Source organism: Streptomyces sp. NBC_00572, assembly GCF_026341815.1.
Taxonomy (GTDB): Bacteria; Actinomycetota; Actinomycetes; order Streptomycetales; family Streptomycetaceae; genus Streptomyces.
In genome coordinates, this window is record NZ_JAPENX010000001.1 from 2532175 (window position 1) to 2549199 (window position 17025).

Sequence of the window (17025 nt, forward strand, 5' to 3'; positions counted from 1 at the left end):
CCGCGCCCCGACTCCCCCTCGCAGGAAGGTTCCTGCCAGGCGCCCTTCCGCGGCCCTTCCACGGCCTTACAGTTCCCCCATATGTCGGGGGCGGGGCGGGGTGCCGGTCGGCACCCCTTGGGGAGGGGGCTCTTCATGACATGTGCGGTGGATCTTCCGGAGACGGCCGGGGCGCTGGAGCGGTACCGGCGAAGAGCGGTCGAGCTGACGGTCTCGGGCGTGGTGGTGATCGCGCTGGCCGTCGGCGTCGGGTCGCTGCTCCCGGGGGCCTGGACGTCCGACGCGGCGGCTCTGCTCGGCGGGCTCGGTGCGGTGGCGCTGCTCGGCGGGCTCGGAGCCCGCCGGATCGAGCGGCGGATGCGGCGCGTCCTGGGCGCCGGGGCCTGGTCGGCCCATGCCGCGGTGCCGGTGGAGCGGCCCTGGTCCTCGGCGACCGTGGTCCTGAGCGCCCCGGAGAGCGAGGAGGCCTGGCCGCTGGCCGTGGTGGCGTTCCGGCATCGGTACGACGCCGTGCGACCGGGCCCGCAGGGCGTGCTGTGGTGGTGCGGCGATCCCCGCGCGGGCGGGGTGCTGGCCCCGCTCGGCGGCGGCGAGCTGATCTGGGCGAAGCCGGTACGGGGCCGGGGCGCCCGGCTGCGGATCGTCCGGCGGGCGGGGGAGGCCGGGCTGCGGGGCCGACCGGAGCCCTTGCAGCCCCAGCAGATGCGTCAGGCCCCGAAGACGCCTCAAGCGGCGAAGACACATCCGGCCTCGCAGTCCCCGCAGGCACAGCGGGTGCGGCGGTGGGGGCTCTGGCGCTGGGTCGTGCTCGTGGCCGCGGTCGCTTTCGGCCTCGGCGTCTACGGCACGGAGGCCTCGGACGGCGACCCGCAGGTCGACCTCACGGTCCTGAGCAAGCAGGCCGACGGCAGCTGCACGGTCGCCTGGAAGGACCCCTTCGACGGCGGTCGGCGGACCGGCCCGTACCGGTGCGCCACGGACCTGGACCCGGTCCTCGAAGGCTGGGACACCGGATTCGTCGTCTCGTACGGCCCGTGGAAGGGCGACCTGTACAACGCCGACTGGCAGGGGACCCCGGCGGGCACGGTGAACGAGGTCCTCGGCCTCGGTGGGATCGTGGGGCTGCTCGTGGGCCTCGGCGGCGGCGGGGTCTCCTGGTGGCGGCGCCGGCCGGCCGCCCCGGTCCCCTATCCGGCTCCCGGGACCGACACCCCCCGCGTAAGCCTCTCCCAGCAGGACACGGCGAAGACCGCCACCCCCGCGCTGACGTACGCGCGGCTCGCCGCCCAGGCCGAACGGGACCCCCTCGTGCAGACCCGCGAACCCCGTCCCGAGCCGGACGTGCGCGAGGTGCCGTGGTGGCGGACGCGGGGGCTGCGCCGGGTCTCCGGGCTGTCGGAGGTGCTGATCGGCGTGGCCACCTGTGTGGGCATGGGCGCGCTGATCCTGACCGCACCTGACGGATTCTCGGGGATCCAGTCGAACGTGATCGGGGTGCTCGTGCTCGGCGGCACGGTCGTCTCCGGCTACCGCTTCGTCACCGGCGGGCGCCCCGCGGCCGTGCTGCTCGTCCGGGCCGCGCGGGCTCCCGTGCCCGTCCCCCGGCGGTACGTCCTGCTGCACGACCCGTACGGCGGCGCCCCCGTCCTGGCCCTGTTCCCGATGGGTGACGGCGCGGACGACGAGCCGGAGGCCCTGCTCGTCCTCGCCTCTCCGGGCACGCGCAGGCACCCGTGGGTCGGGCTCCCGTCCGCGCCCGCCGGGAGCGTGGAGCTGCGGGGCTGGCTGGACCACGCGGCGAACGGGGCGCCGGTCGTGGTGCCCCGGATCGAGGACCGGGTGCTGTGGCCGCAGGAGCCGTATCTGGAGGCGGGCACGCCGCAGTTCGCCGAACTGGCCGAGCGCCTCGGCGCGGTGGCCCCTCAGGAGGCCGCGCGCGACTCCTTGTAGGCGCCCCAGCGGTCCATGATCCCCAGCATCTCCCGCTGGAGGAACGCGAAGAACTCGGCCGTCTCGGCGGTGCGCGTGCCCGCCGCCGAGTCCGGTCCGAGCAGCTCGGAGCCGTCGCGGAGGACCTTCTCCCAGCGGGTGAGGACCTGGTCGCGGCGGGTGAAGGTCTCGTACCAGAGCTCGTTGTGGAGGACGTACCGCTCGCGCCGGGTGCCGGGGTCGCGCTCGCGGCTGACCATGCTGACCTGGCTGAGGTAGCGGATCGCGCCGGAGACGGCGGCGGGGCTGATCCTCAGTTGCTCGGCCAGCTCGGCGGAGGTCATGGAGGCGGTCTCGGAGGCGAGGAGTGCCGCGAAGACGCGGGAGGCCATGCGCTGCATGCCGGCTTCCGTCAGCTCGGCGGCGAACCGCTCCACGAAGCGGGACACGGCCTCGTCCTTGCCCTCGCCGCTGCCCTCGGTGGTCGTCATGCCGGTCATCGTCTCCCTCGCTCGCTCCCGCCGCCCCGACTTTATACGCTTCCTTAACTTCACAACTTTGTGAAATGAGCGTACGTTCTGAAGCATGACGAAGGCAATCAGCATCGCCGGACTGCACAAGTCCTTCGGGCGTACGCACGCGCTCGACGGCCTCGACCTCGCCGTCGAGACCGGCGAGGTCCACGGTTTCCTCGGCCCCAACGGCGCCGGGAAGTCCACGACCATCCGGGTCCTCCTGGGCCTCCTGCGGCCCGACTCCGGCGCCGCCCGGCTCCTCGGCAAGGACCCCTGGCAGGACGCCGTCGAACTGCACCGCCGGATCGCGTACGTCCCCGGCGACGTGACCCTGTGGCGGAACCTCTCCGGCGGCGAGGTCATCGACCTGTACGGACGGCTGCGCGGCGGCCTCGACACGGCCAAGCGCGCCGAACTGATCGAGCGCTTCGAGCTCGACCCCACCAAGAAGGGCCGGACCTACTCCAAGGGCAACCGGCAGAAGGTCGCCCTCGTCGCGGCCTTCGCCTCCGACGTCGACCTGTACGTCCTCGACGAGCCGACCAGCGGCCTCGACCCGCTGATGGAGGAGGTCTTCCAGAGCTGCGTCGAGGAGGCCCGCGACCGCGGCCGGACCGTGCTTCTGTCCAGCCACATCCTCAGCGAGGTCGAGACCCTCTGCGACCGGGTCAGCATCGTCCGCAAGGGCCGGACCGTGGAGTCCGGTTCGCTCACGGAGCTGCGGCACCTGACCCGTACCAGCGTCACCGCCGAACTCGCCGCCGCGCCCAACGGCCTCGCCCACCTCCCCGGCGTCCACGACCTCGACGTCGTGGGCCACCGCGTGAAGCTCCAGGTCGACACCGACAAGCTCGACGCCGTCCTGCGCTCCCTGACCGCCTCGGGCGTACGGAGCCTCACCAGTACCCCGCCCACCCTGGAGGAGCTGTTCCTCCGGCACTACGCGGACGAGGTGACCGCGCGATGAGCGCCGCCCTCACCGGCACCGGCACCCTGACCCGGCTCGCCCTGCGCCGCGACCGGCTGACGATCCCCCTCTGGGCGCTCGTCACCGGCGGCCTGGTCGCGAGCGGCGCGGGCTCGCTCGAAGGGCTCTACGGCACGGCCGCCGAACGGACCGAGGCCGCCGCCTCCATGACCGCCAACAGCTCGATGCGCGCGCTGTACGGGCCGGTGTTCGGCGACTCCCTCGGCGGGCTCGTGGCCTGGCGGTTCGGCACCTTCGCCGCCGTCCTCGCCGCCGTCGCGAGCCTGATCGTGGTCGTCCGGCACACCCGCGAGGAGGAGGAGACGGGCCGCCAGGAGATGCTCTCGGCCGGCGCGGTCGGCCGGCGGGCGCCGCTCACCGCCGCCCTCCTGGCCGCGCTCGTCGTCAACGCCGCCGTCGCTCTCATCGTCACCGCCGGGCTCGCCGGGCAGGGCGCCGCCGGGGCGCTCGCCCTCGGTCTGGCGATCGGCGGCACCGGCATGGTCTTCGCGACGACGGCCGCGCTCGCCGCCCAGCTGACGGAGAGCGCGCGGCTCGCCAAGGGCCTGACGGGCGCCGCCCTCGGGCTGGCGTTCGTCCTGCGGGCGGCGGGCGACTCCGGGACCGCGGACGGCTCGTCCGTCCTGACCTGGCTGTCGCCGATCGGCTGGGCCGAGAACGTCCGCGCCTTCGCCGGAGAACGCTGGTGGGTGCTGCTCCTGATCGTCGCGGCCGTCCTGGTCCAGACGGCGGTGGCGTACGTGCTGACCGGCCGTCGTGACGTCGGCGCGAGCTTCCTCGCGACCCGGCCCGGCCCGGCGGAGGGCGGGCTCGCGACGGCGGGCGCGCTCGCGTGGCGGCTCCAGCGCGGCACGCTCCTCGGCTGGTCGCTGGGCTTCCTGCTCGGCGGGCTCGTCTTCGGCGGGATGGTCGAGGGCGCGGCCGACATCGTCGGCGACAACGAGCAGGCCCGGCAGATCTTCGAGCGGATGGGCGGCCAGAGCGCCCTCACGGACGCCTTCCTCGCCACCATGGTGTCCCTCTTCGGGATGGTCGCGGCCCTGTTCGCGGTCGGCTCGGTGCTGCGGGCACACGGCGAGGAGACCTCCGGCCGCGCGGAACCGCTCCTCGCGAACGCGGTCGGCCGACTCCGCTGGGCGGCCGGCCACCTGGTCGTCGCCTTCGGCGGCTCGGCCCTGATCCTGCTCCTCAGCGGGCTCGGCCTGGCCCTCTCGTACGGGCACGACCTCGGCCCGGTCCTGGGCGCCTCGCTCGCCCAGCTCCCGGCGGTGTGGACGCTCGCCGGCCTCGCGGTACTCCTCTGGGGCGCGGCCCCGAAGGTCGCGACCGCCGCCTGGGGCGCGGCCGGCCTCTGCCTGGCCCTCGGCTGGATCGGCCCGGCGCTCGACCTGCCGCAGGCGGCCCTCGACCTCTCCCCCTTCGGCCACCTGCCGAAGCTCCCGGGCCAGGAGATGACCTGGACCCCGGTCCTGGCGCTGACGGCTCTGGCGGCAGCCCTGGTCGCGGCGGGCCTGGCGGGGCTGCGGCGGCGGGACATGACGAGCTGATGTCCCGTCCGTACGGTTCAGGACCGGGACTGCGCCGTCGGCATCAGGGCGCGGGCCAGTAGGTCCAACGCCTCGGTGACCTCCGCCAGCCGCCGCGGGTCGTCGGATCCGAGCGCGGTGGCGAGCGCGCCGTCGATCCCGGCGGCCCGCACCTCCGCCACCCGCTCGGACCGCTCCGCGACCGAGCGCACGAGCACGCGGCGCCGGTCGGCGGGGTCGGGTACGGCCCGCACCGCCCCCGCCTCCTTCAACCGGGCCACGGCGGTCGACACCTGGCTCTGCGGGAGTCCCGTCCGGGCGGCGATCTCGCCGACGGCGCTGTCGGGGTGGGAGGCGATGTCGGCGGCGACGATCAGTACCAGTCGGGCGCTGCCGGCGTACCGGCCCTCGCGGCCGGGCGGCTCGGGCAGCGCCTCCTCGCCGATCTTCATCAGGACGCGGCCCAGCAGGAACAGTTCGGCTGCATTCACCCCGTCAAGGTACATCCAACTCGATCCATCGAAACCAATGCATCGAAGTTGATGCATCTAGATTGATGTATCCAATCCGATGGAATATCGTGGACGGAGGACGCGGCACGAAGCCCGTCCCACACGAGGGGGACCACCATGACCAGGACCGAAGGCACGCTCGACGTTCCCGGAGCAGTCCTGCACCACCAGGTGCGGGGCACCGGCCCGATGCTGCTGATCTCGCAGAGCGGGGAGGGCGACGCCGACCGCAGCACCGACCTCGTCGCCCGGCTCACCGACTCCTACACCGTGATCACCTACGACCGCCGCGGCCTCTCCCGCAGCCGGCTCGACGCCCCGGAGCAGGGGACGACCCTGGCCGAGCACGCCGACGACGTCCACCGCCTCCTCGCCGCCCTCACCGACGAGCCCGTCCTCATGCTCGGCTGCAGCCTGGGGGCCGTCATCGGACTGCACACCGCCGCGCGCCACCCCGGGCAGATCGCCACCCTCGTCGCCCACGAACCCGTCGCCCCGCGCCTGCTCCCCGAGCAGGAGCGCATCCACCACGAGCGGGAACTGACCGCCCTTCAGGACCTGTACCGGCGAGACGGCCTCCGCGCGACGCTGCCGGAGATCGCCAGGACGCTGGGCATCGACCCCACCGGCGCCGACGCGGAGCCCGATCTGACACCCCAGCCGATGAACGCCCGGCGCCTCGCCAACTTCGACCACTTCATCCGGCACGACTTCACCGCGATCGTCGACGACACGCTCGACACGGCCGCGCTGGCGAGCACCGGAACGCGGATCGTGCCCGCCGTCGGCCGCACCACCCCGCACACGGTCTTCGACCACAAGTGCGCGGTCTCCCTGGCCGAGCTCGTCGGCAGCGACCTGCTGGAGTTCCCCGGCGGCCACAACGGGAACACCAGCCACCCGGAGGCCTATGCGGCCCGCCTCCGCCAGGTCCTCGCCGGCGCCCGATGAGTGCCCGGCGGGGACGCCGTCCCGCGCCCCGCGCCGCACGACGCCCCGCGGCGGGCGCGGCTCACACCTCCACCAGCAGCTCCTCGAACCCCCTGATCACGTACCCCGGCTTCCGTACGGGCTCCGCCGCGAGCCGCATGCCCGGCGCCTGCTTCAGCACCTCCCCGAAGACCGCCGTCAGTTCGAGGCGGGCGAGCGGGGCGCCGAGGCAGTAGTGGATGCCCGCGCCGAAGGTGAGGTGCGGGTTGTCGGCTCGGGTGAGGTCGAGGGTGTCGGCGGTGGGGCCGAAGCGGGCGGGGTCGCGGTTGGCGGAGCCGAAGAGCAGGGCGACCTCGGAGCCGCGCGGGATGGTCCGGCCGCCGATCTCGATGTCGTCGAGGACCCAGCGCTCGAACATCTGGAGCGGGGTGTCGTAGCGCAGAAGTTCTTCCACAGCTGTGGACAACTTTTCGGGATCGGGACGCACGCCCTCTCTCAGGAGCGTCCACCAGCCGTTGACCGTGGTGTTCACGGTGGCCTCGTGGCCCGCGTTCAGGAGCAGGACACAGGTGGAGATCATCTCCTGTTCGGTCAGCTCCTCCACCGCGATCAGGGACGAGATCAGGTCGTCCCCGGGTTCCTTCCGCCGCCGTGCGATCAGCTCCCGCAGATAGTCCGAGAACTCGACGGAAGCCTCCACCGCCTGCCGGGCCGTCTCCTCCGAGGGGTTCAGCTCGAACATCCCGCAGATCGCCGCCGACCAGGGCCGCAGCCGCCCCCGCTCCTCGTCGTCCTCCGGGACGCCCAGCATCTCGGCGATCACCGCGACCGGCAGCGGCTCCGCGACCAGGGCCTGCAGATCACCGCCGCCCGCCGCCACCAGCCCCCCGACCAGGTCGGCGGCGAGCCGCCGTACCGTCGGGGCCAGGTTCTCCACCGTCCTCGGCGTGAACGCCTTCGACACCAGCCGCCGGATCCGGCTGTGGTCGGCCGCCTCCAGATCGAGCAGCCCGTGGTCGTTCAGCGTGTGGAAGGGCTCGTGCGCGGCGGCCGGAGCCTCCTGCCCGAACTCCTCGTGGGTGAACCGGTGGGTGTACGTACGGCCGAGCCGCCGGTCCCTGAGGAGCGCCGACACGTCCTCGTGGTGCGGGATCAGCCACTGGCGGGTCGGGCCGTGCCAGTGGGCACGGCCCGCCGCCCGCAGCTCGGCATAGGCGGGGTACGGATCGGCGACGAACTCCGGGGAGAAGGGGTCGTAAACAGCCTCGACAGCGTCCATGGCCGGACGCTACCCGCGCGCCGGAGCCGGATCCACCCGCCGCCGCGCACCTCTGGCCGGCCCGACCCCGATCCGCCGTCGCGACCCCGATCCACCGGGCGCGACCTAGCCGCCGACGCGCACCAGACCCGCCTCGTACGCGAAGACCGCCGCCTGCGTCCGGTCCCGCAGTCCCAGCTTCACCAGGATGCGGCTCACATGCGTCTTGATCGTCGACTCGGCGACGACGAGGTGCTCGGCGATCTCGGAGTTCGACAGGCCCTGCGCGATGAGCACCAGGACCTCCGTCTCGCGCTCCGTCAGCTCCCCTATCTGCGCCATCGCGGGCGGGCGCGGAGAACTTCCCGGCGCCTTCGCGAACTCGGTGATGAGCCGCTTGGTGACGGTCGGCGCGAGGAGCGCCTCGCCGGCCGCGACGACCCGCACCCCGTCGGCGAGCTGGCGGGCGGAGGCGTCCTTGAGCAGGAAGCCGGAGGCCCCGGCGCGCAGCGCCTGGTAGACGTACTCGTCGAGGTCGAAGGTGGTCAGGACGAGCACCTTGGCGTCCGCGTCGGCGGCGACGATCTCCCGGGTGGCGTCGATGCCGTTCAGTTCGGGCATCCGGATGTCCATGAGGACGACGTCGGGTTGGAGGGCGGCGACCTGCGCGACGGCCTCCCGGCCGTTGACGGCCTCCCCGACGACCTCGATGTCCGGCATCGCGCCGAGCAGCACCGAGAACCCCTCGCGGACCATGATCTGGTCGTCGACGATCAGTACGCGGATCACTGGTCATTCTCCTCACGGCTGACGGGGACGAAGGCGGCCACCTCGTAGCCACCGTCCTCGGTCACCTCGGCCGTCATCTCCCCACCGAGCATCGTGACACGTTCCCGCATGCCGGTGATGCCGTGCCCGGCGCCCATCGAACGGGGCGGGCGAAGCCCTCCTTGAGGGGTGGTGTCCGGGTGACGGGTGGGCTTGACGGGGCCGCGCGCCGGACCGTTGGCGATGCGCAGGCCCAGACCGCCGAGGACATAGCTGACCTCGACCTTCGCGGCCGCGCCCGGCGCGTGCCGCAGCACGTTCGACAGGGCCTCCTGGACGATCCGGTACGCGGAGAGCTCCACGCCCTGCGGCAGCTCCCGTACCGCGCCGGTCACCGTCTTCTCGACGACGAGCCCGGCCTCCTGCACGTTGCGGACGAGCGAGTCGAGGTCGGCGAGGGTCGGCTGCGGGGCGTCGGGGGCCTCGTAGTCCTCGGCGCGGACGACACCGAGGATGCGGCGCAGCTCGGTCAGCGCGGCGACCGCGTTCTCGCGGATGGTGAGGAAGGCCTGCTCCAGCTCCGGCGGCGGGTTCTCGACCCGGTACGGCGCGGCCTCGGCCTGGATCGCGACCACCGACATGTGGTGGGCGACGACGTCGTGGAGCTCGCGGGCGATCGTGGTGCGCTCCTCCAGAAGGGTCCGCTTGGAGCGCTCCTGCGCGGTGACGGTCTGCTGGGCGGTGACCGCGCGGTCGGCCTGGCGGCGGACCTGGAGGACGGTCACGGCGAGGAGCACCAGGGCGGCGACGAAGAGCAGCGGGACGGCGTCGGAGTTGTATCCCCTCCCGAGGAACATCTCCGTGAAGAGGGAGAAGGCGGCCGTCACCAGCCACATCCACGCCGAGGCGCGGGGCCGGCAGCGGGCCGCGACCACGCCGAGGACCGCGAGGTGGGAGAAGAACGTGATGTGCGACCAGGGCCAGCCGGCGTCGTAGCCGGTGAGGTAGCCGATGACGGGCGCGGTGGCCAGCGAGGCCCAGAAGGCGAGGACCGGCCGCACGAGGGTGAGCAGCACGACCGCGGGCGGGGTGCAGACGACGATCAGTGTCAGCGGGGCGAAGGCCGTGTCGAACTCCTCGTACCCCAAAGCGAAGGCGATCAGGGCGAGGAACGCGACGACGGTGTGCGGGAACAGGCCGAGGTGCGGTCGTATCCCCTTCGGCAGGAAGCGCGCGATCTTGGGGTTCACTTCGGCCGGCTGGAGCGGCCGGTAGGCCGACGCGTCGTGGAAGAGTTCCTGCCGCAGGCCGCCGAGGACGACCTGGACCAGGTGGAACTCGGGGGCGCGGCTCGTCTCGGGGGTCTGTGTCTGGGTCACCCGCACCACGGTACGGGCGGCGGGGAACCCGGTCGTCCCGCTCGATGCGGATCCTTCCGGGTCCCCCTTGAGGACTAGGAGAGTCCTCAGGCCACGCTGTTGAACGTGGTGCCCTCGCCCGCGTACAGATCGGTCGTCCGACGGCTGAAGGGTGTGATGGCGGAGCCCGTGGAGCGGTAGACGTACGTGCCGCCCGTGCCGTAGGCGATCAGGTCGGGGCGGCCGTCGTTGTCGACGTCGCCGGCGCCGACGAGCTGGGAGAAGGCGCCCCAGCCGCCGCCGACCCTCACCCGGGTGGCGAAGTTGCCGCGGCCGTCGCCCTGGTACAGCCACAGGACGCCGGCGGTGTCGCGGGCGACGAGGTCCCCCGCCGCCGTGCCGGCGATGTCGCCGACGGCGGTGAGCTGGTTGTAGACGCCCCAGCCGCCGCCGACCTTCACCCGGGTCGCGAACGGCTTCGCCGCGTCGCCCGTGCCCTTGTAGAACCACAGCACGCCGGACGCGTCCGTGGCGAGCAGGTCGCTGCGGCCGTCGCCGTCGAGGTCCGAGCCGCCGGTCAGCTGGTTGTAGACGCCCCAGCCGCCGCCGACCTTCACCCGGGTCGCGAAGGTGCCGTCGCCCTTGCCGAGGTAGTGCCAGAGCACGCCGGAGCCGTCGAGGGCGATCAGGTCGGCGACCTGGTTGCCCTCCAGGTCGCCGACGGCCTCGATCTGCTTGTACGTGTTCCACCCGGAGCCGATCCGGGTGCGGCCCGAGGTCTCGATGTGGCCGTCCGCCGACCGGTCCCGCAGGTCGTCGCGCCACAGCACGCCGGCGGCGTCACGGGCGAGGACGTCGGTGGAGCCGTTGTTGGTGTAGTCGTGCGCGTTGAACGTGCGGCGGGCGGTGAACAGCCAGCCCTGGAAGGCGGGCTCGCCGACGCCGTCGAGCGGGGTCGCCTCGGCCGAGACGGCGTACCGGCCGTTCGGCGCGTCCACGCCGTCGATGCGGCCGTCCCAGGTGAACGAGAAGCGGGTGCCGGTGGCGGGGGCCTGGACCCTCGTGTGGAACTCCTTGCCCGAGGCGATGTGGTGGAGCGAGACGTCCAGGTGGGCGTCGGGGCGGGACAGCGTCCAGCCGAGCGTCACCTCGCCGCCGGTCTGGTCGAGGTTCACGCTGTCGGGGATGTGGACCTGCTCGATGTTCAGCGCCTCGGTCATGTCCGCGACCTTGGTGACGGACGGAGCGCCGCTCTCCGAGGCGACGATCCGGAACAGCCCGGATCCGTCGGCGGTCCGTCGGCCGCTGATCACCGCGCTGCCGTCGCCGGCCCCGGCCGAACCGGTCACCTTCTCGGCGATGTCGATCGTCTCACCGCCGGTCAGCGGGACGGCCTTGCCCGGCCTCCAGGCGTTGCCGTACACGAGCCACCCGCCCACGAGCTGGGTGCTGTACTCGTCGTCGGCGCCCAGGAAGGTCCGCTTCACCTGGCGCGTCGAGCGGTCGACGGACACGGCGTACCGCCCGGTGCCGCTCTCCGACTCCTGCCAGGCCACGTGCGAACGGGAGAGCATCAGGGCGCTGGTTCCGTAGCCGGACCCGGCGGAGGCGTACGTCTCGGAGACCGTCCCGGCCGCCGTGTCGATCAGCGCCCGGCCGCCGGTCCGCGCGCCCGCCGGGCCCGTCTCGTACCCGATGAGGGCGATGCCGTCCTGGACCGCGGCGCTGGTGAAGAAGTGGTCGGCGTCCGCGGGCAGTCCCGAGATCTTGCGGCTGCTCGTCGCCGTGCCGTCCTTGGTCACGACGTGGAGTTCCGCCGTGCCGTCCTCGTTCGTCACCTGTGCGAGCACGCTCGTCGGGCTCAGCACGGTCACGTAGTTCCCGTTCAGCGCCCCCAGGTCGATCTCCACGCCCGGAGCGGTCGGGGCGGCCATGTTCCGCAGGGTGAGCGAACGCGCCCGGGCCATGAATCCGGTGTCCCCGAGGACGACCACATCGCTGCCCGACATCGCCCAGCCGCCGCCGTCGGGGCTCTGCAACGGAGTCGGCTCGCCGCCCGCGAACGGCGTCCAGAGCAGCCCGCTGCCGGCCTCCTGGTCGGCGGAGCCGTACGTGAGGAAGCCGGTGGTGCCCGTACCCGTGACCCGGGCGGCGGTGGGAACGACGGGCAGGTCGGCGGCCTGACCGTCTTGAGCCGGAGCCTGGGCGGCCGCGAAGGCCGTCGGAGCGGTGGCGAGCGTGCCGGCGCCGAGGGCCGTGACGGCGAGGACGGCCGTGACGGCCGCGGCGAGACGGGTGGAACGGGTGCCGGTGGAGCGGAACTGCAAGGTGAACCCCCACGAGAAAGATCGGACACGGGAGTGCCGTGCCCGATCAGACTCACGACCCGGTCGAGTGGTTGTACGGAAAACCTCTGGTCCCGAGAAGGCGTCGTCGGGTCACCAGGCCAGCTGGGCGATCTCCTCCGCCACCACCGCGCACGCGTCCGCCGCCGGGTCGATCAGCGGGAAGTGGCCGACCTCCTCCAGGAGCGTCAGGCCGACCGCCTCGCCCGCCTTCGCGGCCGCCTCGGCGTAGGCGTCGGCGACGGTGTACGGCACGTCGAGGTCCGTGCGGCCCTGGACGACGGTGGTCGCGATCCCGGTCGGCAGGAGCGCCGACGGGTCGGCGTGAGCCGCCCGCTCCTCGTACGCGGAGGGGTCGCCGAGCAGCTCGGTGACCGCGCCGCCGCACACGCCCAGCTCGACCGCCCGCCCGAAGTGGGCGATCGGGGCGAGGGCGACGACCCCGCGCAGCGCGGGCGGGGCGGGCAGCCGCCAGGGGGAGCCGGCGGGCAGCACGTGGCGGGCGGCGGCCCACAGGGCGAGCTGGCCGCCCGCGGAGTGGCCGGTGAGGACGATCCGGCCGGTGTCGGCCTCCGGCAGGTGCGCGGCGGCCAGTTCCGGCAGGGCGTCGAGTGCGGCGGCCACGTCGTCGAAGGTCTCGGGCCAGCGCCCGGCGACCGGGGCGGCGCCACCCTGTCGGGGGATGTCGCTGCCGCGCCGGTACTCGACGTTCGCCACGGCGAAGCCGCGACGGGCCAGGAAGTCCACGAAAGGGGTCAGGTGCTGCCGGTCGTAGGGTGCCCGCCAGGCGCCGCCGTGCAGGGCGACGACGAGCGGGGCCCGGGTGTGGCCACCGCGCGGGGCGTAGAAGTCGATCACCTGGTCCGGGTGGTCGCCGTACGCGGCGGTGGCGTCCGGGGGGACGGCCGGGTGCGAGAAGGCGGACGCCTCTTCGGCGGCATCGCGCGCGGCGGGGTCCGGCATGCTGTTCCAACCTCTCGGGTACGGGGCCGAATTGGCCTGACCTGCGGGGACGGTACCAGGACTGGAGCCCCCCGCAGATCAGGCGATCATCGGACCGTCATCCCTCAGGCGGGGAGGTCGGCCAGGACCTCCCCGAGGGTCCGCGCGGCCTTCTCCGCGTCCGCGAAGCCGACGTACAGCGGGGTGAAGCCGAACCGCAGGATGTCGGGGCGGCGCAGATCGCCGACGACACCGCGCTTGATCAGCTCGGCCATCACGGCCGGGGCGTTCTCGCAGCTCAGCGCGGCCTGACTGCCCCGCTCGCCGTGCGCCTCGGGCGTCACGGACGCGACGCGGCCCGCCGGCACGTACGCGCGCACGCACTCCAGGAAGAAGTCCGTGAGCGCCAGGGACTTGGCCCGTACGGCCTCGATCGCGACCCCGTCCCAGACGTCGAGCGCCGCTTCGAGGGCCAGCATGGAGAGGATGTCGGGCGTGCCGACCCGGCCCCGCACGGCGCCCGCGGCGGCCTCGTACCCGGGGGTCATGGCGAAGGGGTCGGCGTGCGAGTTCCAGCCGGGCAGCGGCGAGTCGAAGGCTGCCTGGTGGCGCTCGGCGACGTACAGGTAGGCCGGCGAACCGGGCCCGCCGTTCAGGTACTTGTACGTGCAGCCGACGGCCAGGTCGACCCCGTGGACGTCCAGGCCGACGGGCAGGGCGCCCGCGCTGTGGCACAGGTCCCAGACCGCGAGCGCGCCCGCCTCGTGGAGCGCGGCGGTGATCCCGGGCAGGTCCTGCAGACGACCGGAGCGGTAGTCCACGTGGTTGACGAGGGCGGCGGCCGTGCGGTCGCTCACCGCGTCCGCCATGTCGGCCGGGTCGCAGGCCACGATCTCGTGACCCGTCATCCGCGCTGCGGACTGCGCGATGTACCCGTCCGTGGGAAAGGTGGTCGCGTCGACGAGGATCTCGTCCCGGTCGTCACCGTTCAGCCGGGCCGCCGCGACGACCGCCTTGAAGACGTTCACGCTGGTCGAGTCGCCGACCACGATCTGCCCGGGGGCGGCGCCGACGATCGGGGCGATCCGGTCGCCGATCCGCTCGGGCGCGGTCCACCAGCCCGACTCGTCCCAGGAGCGGATGCGCAGCTCGCCCCACTCACGGGTGATGACGTCGGCCATCCGGGCCGGGACGTGGGCGGGCAGCGCGCCGAGCGAGTTGCCGTCGAGGTAGACGGTCCCTGCGTCGAGGGCGAACTTCTCGCGGTGCTTGCCCAGTTCGTCTGCTGTGTCGAGGGCGTGTGCCTGCTTCTGGAGGTCTGCCATGACATCAGTCTCAGACATGGCTGCGCGCCGTCCAGAGCTCCGGGAAGACGTTCTTCTGCGCCCGCTTCTCCAGCCAGGCCACGCCCGCCGAGCCGCCGGTGCCGGTCTTCGAGCCCATCGCGCGGCGGGTCGCCACCAGGTGGTCGTTGCGCCATCGCCAGACGAGTTCGGCGACGTCGCTGAGCGCCTCGCCGAGCCTCACGAGCTCGGCGTTCTGGTCGGCGTCCGCGTAGATCGCGGCCCAGACCGCCTCGACCTCGGTCGAGGGTTCGTAGCGCTGCGCGAGGTCGCGGCCGAGGACGGCGGCCGGGACGGGCAGGCCGCGGCGGGCGAGCAGCCCGAGGACCTCGTCGTACAGGCTCGGCTCGTGGAGCGCCTTCTCCAGCTCGGCGTGGACGCGGGGCGCGCCCCGGTGCGGGACGAGCATGGACGCGGACTTCTCGCCGAGCAGGAACTCCATCCGCCGGTACATCGCGGACTGGAACCCGGAGCCCTCGCCGAGCGCGGCGCGGTAGGCGTTGAACTGGCCGGGAGTGAGCTGGGCGAGCGGACGCCAGGAGTGGTTGAGGGCCTCCAGCTCGCGCACGGAGCGCTTGAGCGCATCCATCGCGACGGGGACCCGGTCCTCGCGCAGGGCGCGGCTCGCGGTTTCCCACTCGTGGACGATGACGGTGAACCACAGCTCCATGACCTGGGTGGTGACCAGGAAGACCATCTCGCCGGGGTCGTCCGAGCGAAGGTGCTGGAGGTGGGTCAGGACGTCCGCCTGGACGTAGTCCTCGTACGGCGTCGTGCCGGCGAAGTCGAGGTTCGGGTCGTTGGTGACCGAACCGGCTCCGGAATCGGGAGAACCCGGGGAGAGTGACATTTCTGTCTCCTCGATACGAACTACCGGGTAGCGGTCTGCTCCACCGCGCGCACGTCGTTCCGTGCGTCACGGGAGCCCCGGTCCCCTCGGGAGGCGGGCTTCGTCGCGCACCGTCCCAAGCGCATCATGACACGATCGGCCCGGTGATGTAGCTCCCGTCTTCGTCATACGGAAACGCGTTCGAACGGCATCCGTTCAGACCCTTGATCTGCTGCATCATCGCGGGCGCGAGCTTGCCCGGACCCGGGCAGTCCATGTGCTCGCGGATGCCGATCTCGTGCCCGACCTCGTGGTTGATGATCAGATGTCGGTACTCGGCGGCCTCCCCCGCGAAGGTCGGCGAGCCCAGCATCCACCGCCTGAGGTTCACCACGACCCCGTCGGTGGTCTCGCAGTTCAGCTCGCCGTGGGTGTCCAGGCCCTGCTGCAGACAGAGCGCGTCGGCGGTGTCCGGGGTGGCGATCCGGATGACGAAGTCGGCGTCCTCCGACACCAGCTGGAAGCGGCCCCGGCCGTGCGCGGCCCAGCCGCGCGGATGCGCCAGGATCTGCTGGATCTCGGCGGCCGCCCCGCGCGCCGACAGGTCGATGCCCTCCTCGACCTGGACCTGATAGCGGCGCAACGTGCCGCTCTCGCCGACCGGCGTACCGGAGGCCTGCGCGGTGGTGAAGGTCCCGGCACCGGACTTCGGCACGGTGGCGGGCGTCTTCTTCGGGGCCTTCGAGGCCTTCGGCGTCTTCTTCGGCGTCGGTTTCGGTTTCGGTTTCGGTTTCGGCGGCGGCTTCGGTTTCGCCGTCGTGGGCCTGGGGGCGGGGACGGTCTTCTCCGGGGCCGGGCTCCCCGTCGTCGGCTCCGGCACGGGGGTGATGGCCGGGGCCGCCGCCGTGTCCTCGGGCGCCTGACCCTTGAAGTGGGCGAGGGCGACACCGGTGCCGAGCGCGACCGTCATCAGGGCCAGCGCCGGGAGCGCGAGCCGGCCCACGGGGCCGCGTCTGCCTCTCCCCTGCCGCCGGCCCTGCGTTTTTCGCCGTCCTGCGGATGCGGCACGCTTGCCCACGACAGACGTCTCCCCTGCGTCGGCCGGCAGTGGGGGAAGAGGAGATGGGGCCTCGGTACCGGCGGCTTCGGTCCTGCGGTCCCGGGGATCGTACCGACCCCACTCGAACACCTTCGAACGAACCAGGGGGGTGTGTCCGGATTTCCCCCGGTCCGTCGGACAGGGCGAAATCCGGACAGTGTCAGACGGCTTTCAGCCGACGGACAGCGGACGGACGACGACGGACGATGTCAGCCGAGCGTCTCCGCCGCGGTCTCCGAGGAGTCCCGCAGGAAGGTGGTGCAGCGCTCGTACTCGTCCTTCTCGCCGATCTCGCCGGCCGCACGGGCGAGCGAGTGCAGCGCGCGCAGGAAGCCACGGTTCGGCTCGTGCTCCCACGGCACCGGGCCGTGGCCCTTCCAGCCGTTGCGGCGCAGCGCGTCGAGGCCGCGGTGGTAGCCGGTACGGGCGTAGGCGTAGGACTCGACGACCGAGCCGCGCTCGTAGGCGTCGTCGGCGAGCTGGGCCCAGGCGAGCGAGGAGGTCGGGTACTTCGCGGCGACGTCCGCCGGCGCCGTACCGTTCGCGAGCAGCTCGCGCGGACCCGGGTCGTCGGGCAGGTGGGTGGGGGCCGGTCCCCCCAGGAGGTTCTCATGCATGGCCATGGGCCCCAGTCTGCCTCAGTCCCGGCGCCCGGAGGCCTCGTGGCGGAAGGACGTGCGCCG

16 protein-coding genes are annotated in these 17025 nt (G+C 73.0%); 5 read left to right on the forward strand and 11 right to left on the reverse strand.

From position 1 onward, the window contains the following. The first annotated feature begins 135 nt into the window (after positions 1 to 135). Entirely contained in the window at positions 136 to 1950 is a 1815-nt protein-coding gene (locus tag OG514_RS11490) for a hypothetical protein (protein WP_266893562.1), read from the forward strand. Here the strand turns inward: OG514_RS11490 and OG514_RS11495 are convergent. Then, on the reverse strand, positions 1923 to 2429 hold the full coding sequence (locus OG514_RS11495; RefSeq protein WP_266893564.1) for a GbsR/MarR family transcriptional regulator: 507 nt from the start codon (positions 2427 to 2429) through the stop codon (positions 1923 to 1925). The genes OG514_RS11490 and OG514_RS11495 overlap by 28 nt on opposite strands. 85 nt (positions 2430 to 2514) lie before the next feature. On the opposite strand from OG514_RS11495, the gene OG514_RS11500 reads away from it, so the two are divergent. Further along, a complete protein-coding gene (locus OG514_RS11500; protein ID WP_266893566.1) occupies positions 2515 to 3411 on the forward strand; it encodes an ABC transporter ATP-binding protein in 897 nt (298 codons plus the stop codon). Beyond that, positions 3408 to 4979 carry an ABC transporter permease gene (locus OG514_RS11505; RefSeq protein WP_266893567.1) on the forward strand — a complete coding sequence of 524 codons (1572 nt, stop codon included), beginning with the start codon at positions 3408 to 3410 and terminating at the stop codon, positions 4977 to 4979. The genes OG514_RS11500 and OG514_RS11505 overlap by 4 nt, the downstream gene beginning before the upstream one ends. Before the next feature lie 17 nt (positions 4980 to 4996). On the opposite strand, the gene OG514_RS11510 is transcribed toward OG514_RS11505, so the two are convergent. Beyond that, positions 4997 to 5449 carry a MarR family winged helix-turn-helix transcriptional regulator gene (locus OG514_RS11510; protein ID WP_266893569.1) on the reverse strand — a complete coding sequence of 151 codons (453 nt, stop codon included), beginning with the start codon at positions 5447 to 5449 and terminating at the stop codon, positions 4997 to 4999. 138 nt (positions 5450 to 5587) lie between these two features. Here OG514_RS11510 and OG514_RS11515 point away from each other — a divergent pair, with 138 nt between their 5' ends. Beyond that, a complete protein-coding gene (locus OG514_RS11515; protein ID WP_266893571.1) occupies positions 5588 to 6421 on the forward strand; it encodes an alpha/beta fold hydrolase in 834 nt (277 codons plus the stop codon). Positions 6422 to 6482: 61 nt separating this feature from the next. On the opposite strand, the gene OG514_RS11520 is transcribed toward OG514_RS11515, so the two are convergent. The 8 genes from OG514_RS11520 to OG514_RS11555 all read right to left on the reverse strand — a co-directional run bounded on the left by OG514_RS11520 (position 6483) and on the right by OG514_RS11555 (position 15958). Continuing rightward, positions 6483 to 7679 carry a cytochrome P450 gene (locus OG514_RS11520; protein ID WP_266893573.1) on the reverse strand — a complete coding sequence of 399 codons (1197 nt, stop codon included), beginning with the start codon at positions 7677 to 7679 and terminating at the stop codon, positions 6483 to 6485. Between the two features lie 105 nt (positions 7680 to 7784). Then, positions 7785 to 8447, reverse strand: coding sequence for a response regulator transcription factor (locus tag OG514_RS11525; RefSeq protein ID WP_266893575.1), 663 nt, complete (start codon positions 8445 to 8447; stop codon positions 7785 to 7787). After that, complete coding sequence (locus OG514_RS11530; protein WP_266893577.1) at positions 8444 to 9814, reverse strand: sensor histidine kinase; 1371 nt, start codon at positions 9812 to 9814, stop codon at positions 8444 to 8446. Before OG514_RS11530 ends, OG514_RS11525 begins: the two co-directional genes overlap by 4 nt. A gap of 77 nt (positions 9815 to 9891) precedes the next feature. Continuing rightward, positions 9892 to 12111: a VCBS repeat-containing protein gene (locus tag OG514_RS11535; RefSeq protein WP_266893579.1), complete on the reverse strand. Its 2220-nt coding sequence runs from the start codon at positions 12109 to 12111 to the stop codon at positions 9892 to 9894. Between the two features lie 111 nt (positions 12112 to 12222). After that, a complete protein-coding gene (locus OG514_RS11540; RefSeq protein WP_266893581.1) occupies positions 12223 to 13092 on the reverse strand; it encodes an alpha/beta hydrolase in 870 nt (289 codons plus the stop codon). A gap of 104 nt (positions 13093 to 13196) precedes the next feature. Beyond that, positions 13197 to 14396 (reverse strand): kynureninase, encoded by a 1200-nt coding sequence (kynU, locus tag OG514_RS11545; protein ID WP_266893584.1) that lies wholly within the window; start codon positions 14394 to 14396, stop codon positions 13197 to 13199. 10 nt (positions 14397 to 14406) lie between these two features. Next, positions 14407 to 15264, reverse strand: a complete 858-nt coding sequence (locus OG514_RS11550) for a tryptophan 2,3-dioxygenase family protein (RefSeq protein WP_266893586.1) — start codon at positions 15262 to 15264, stop codon at positions 14407 to 14409. A 124-nt stretch (positions 15265 to 15388) separates the two neighbouring features. After that, positions 15389 to 15958, reverse strand: a complete 570-nt coding sequence (locus OG514_RS11555) for a DUF3152 domain-containing protein (RefSeq protein ID WP_266893588.1) — start codon at positions 15956 to 15958, stop codon at positions 15389 to 15391. Here OG514_RS11555 and OG514_RS11560 point away from each other — a divergent pair. Further along, positions 15927 to 16166, forward strand: a complete 240-nt coding sequence (locus OG514_RS11560; protein ID WP_266893590.1) for a hypothetical protein — start codon at positions 15927 to 15929, stop codon at positions 16164 to 16166. The two genes, OG514_RS11555 and OG514_RS11560, sit on opposite strands and share 32 nt — an antisense overlap. Before the next feature lie 385 nt (positions 16167 to 16551). Here the strand turns inward: OG514_RS11560 and OG514_RS11565 are convergent, their stop codons facing one another. Beyond that, on the reverse strand, positions 16552 to 16965 hold the full coding sequence (locus tag OG514_RS11565; RefSeq protein ID WP_266893592.1) for a DUF3151 domain-containing protein: 414 nt from the start codon (positions 16963 to 16965) through the stop codon (positions 16552 to 16554). Positions 16966 to 17025: the final 60 nt, after the last annotated feature.

What these genes read in the sequence shown, in the direction of transcription:
- OG514_RS11495 (WP_266893564.1), bottom strand. Translation starts at nt 2,429, where the DNA reads ATGACCGGCATGACGACCACCGAGGGCAGCGGCGAGGGCAAGGACGAG.
- OG514_RS11505 (WP_266893567.1), top strand. Translation starts at nt 3,408, where the DNA reads ATGAGCGCCGCCCTCACCGGCACCGGCACCCTGACCCGGCTCGCCCTG.
- OG514_RS11490 (WP_266893562.1), top strand. Translation starts at nt 136, where the DNA reads ATGACATGTGCGGTGGATCTTCCGGAGACGGCCGGGGCGCTGGAGCGG.
- OG514_RS11515 (WP_266893571.1), top strand. Translation starts at nt 5,588, where the DNA reads ATGACCAGGACCGAAGGCACGCTCGACGTTCCCGGAGCAGTCCTGCAC.
- OG514_RS11540 (WP_266893581.1), bottom strand. Translation starts at nt 13,092, where the DNA reads ATGCCGGACCCCGCCGCGCGCGATGCCGCCGAAGAGGCGTCCGCCTTC.
- OG514_RS11500 (WP_266893566.1), top strand. Translation starts at nt 2,515, where the DNA reads ATGACGAAGGCAATCAGCATCGCCGGACTGCACAAGTCCTTCGGGCGT.
- OG514_RS11520 (WP_266893573.1), bottom strand. Translation starts at nt 7,679, where the DNA reads ATGGACGCTGTCGAGGCTGTTTACGACCCCTTCTCCCCGGAGTTCGTC.
- OG514_RS11550 (WP_266893586.1), bottom strand. Translation starts at nt 15,264, where the DNA reads ATGTCACTCTCCCCGGGTTCTCCCGATTCCGGAGCCGGTTCGGTCACC.
- kynU (WP_266893584.1), bottom strand. Translation starts at nt 14,396, where the DNA reads ATGGCAGACCTCCAGAAGCAGGCACACGCCCTCGACACAGCAGACGAA.
- OG514_RS11565 (WP_266893592.1), bottom strand. Translation starts at nt 16,965, where the DNA reads ATGGCCATGCATGAGAACCTCCTGGGGGGACCGGCCCCCACCCACCTG.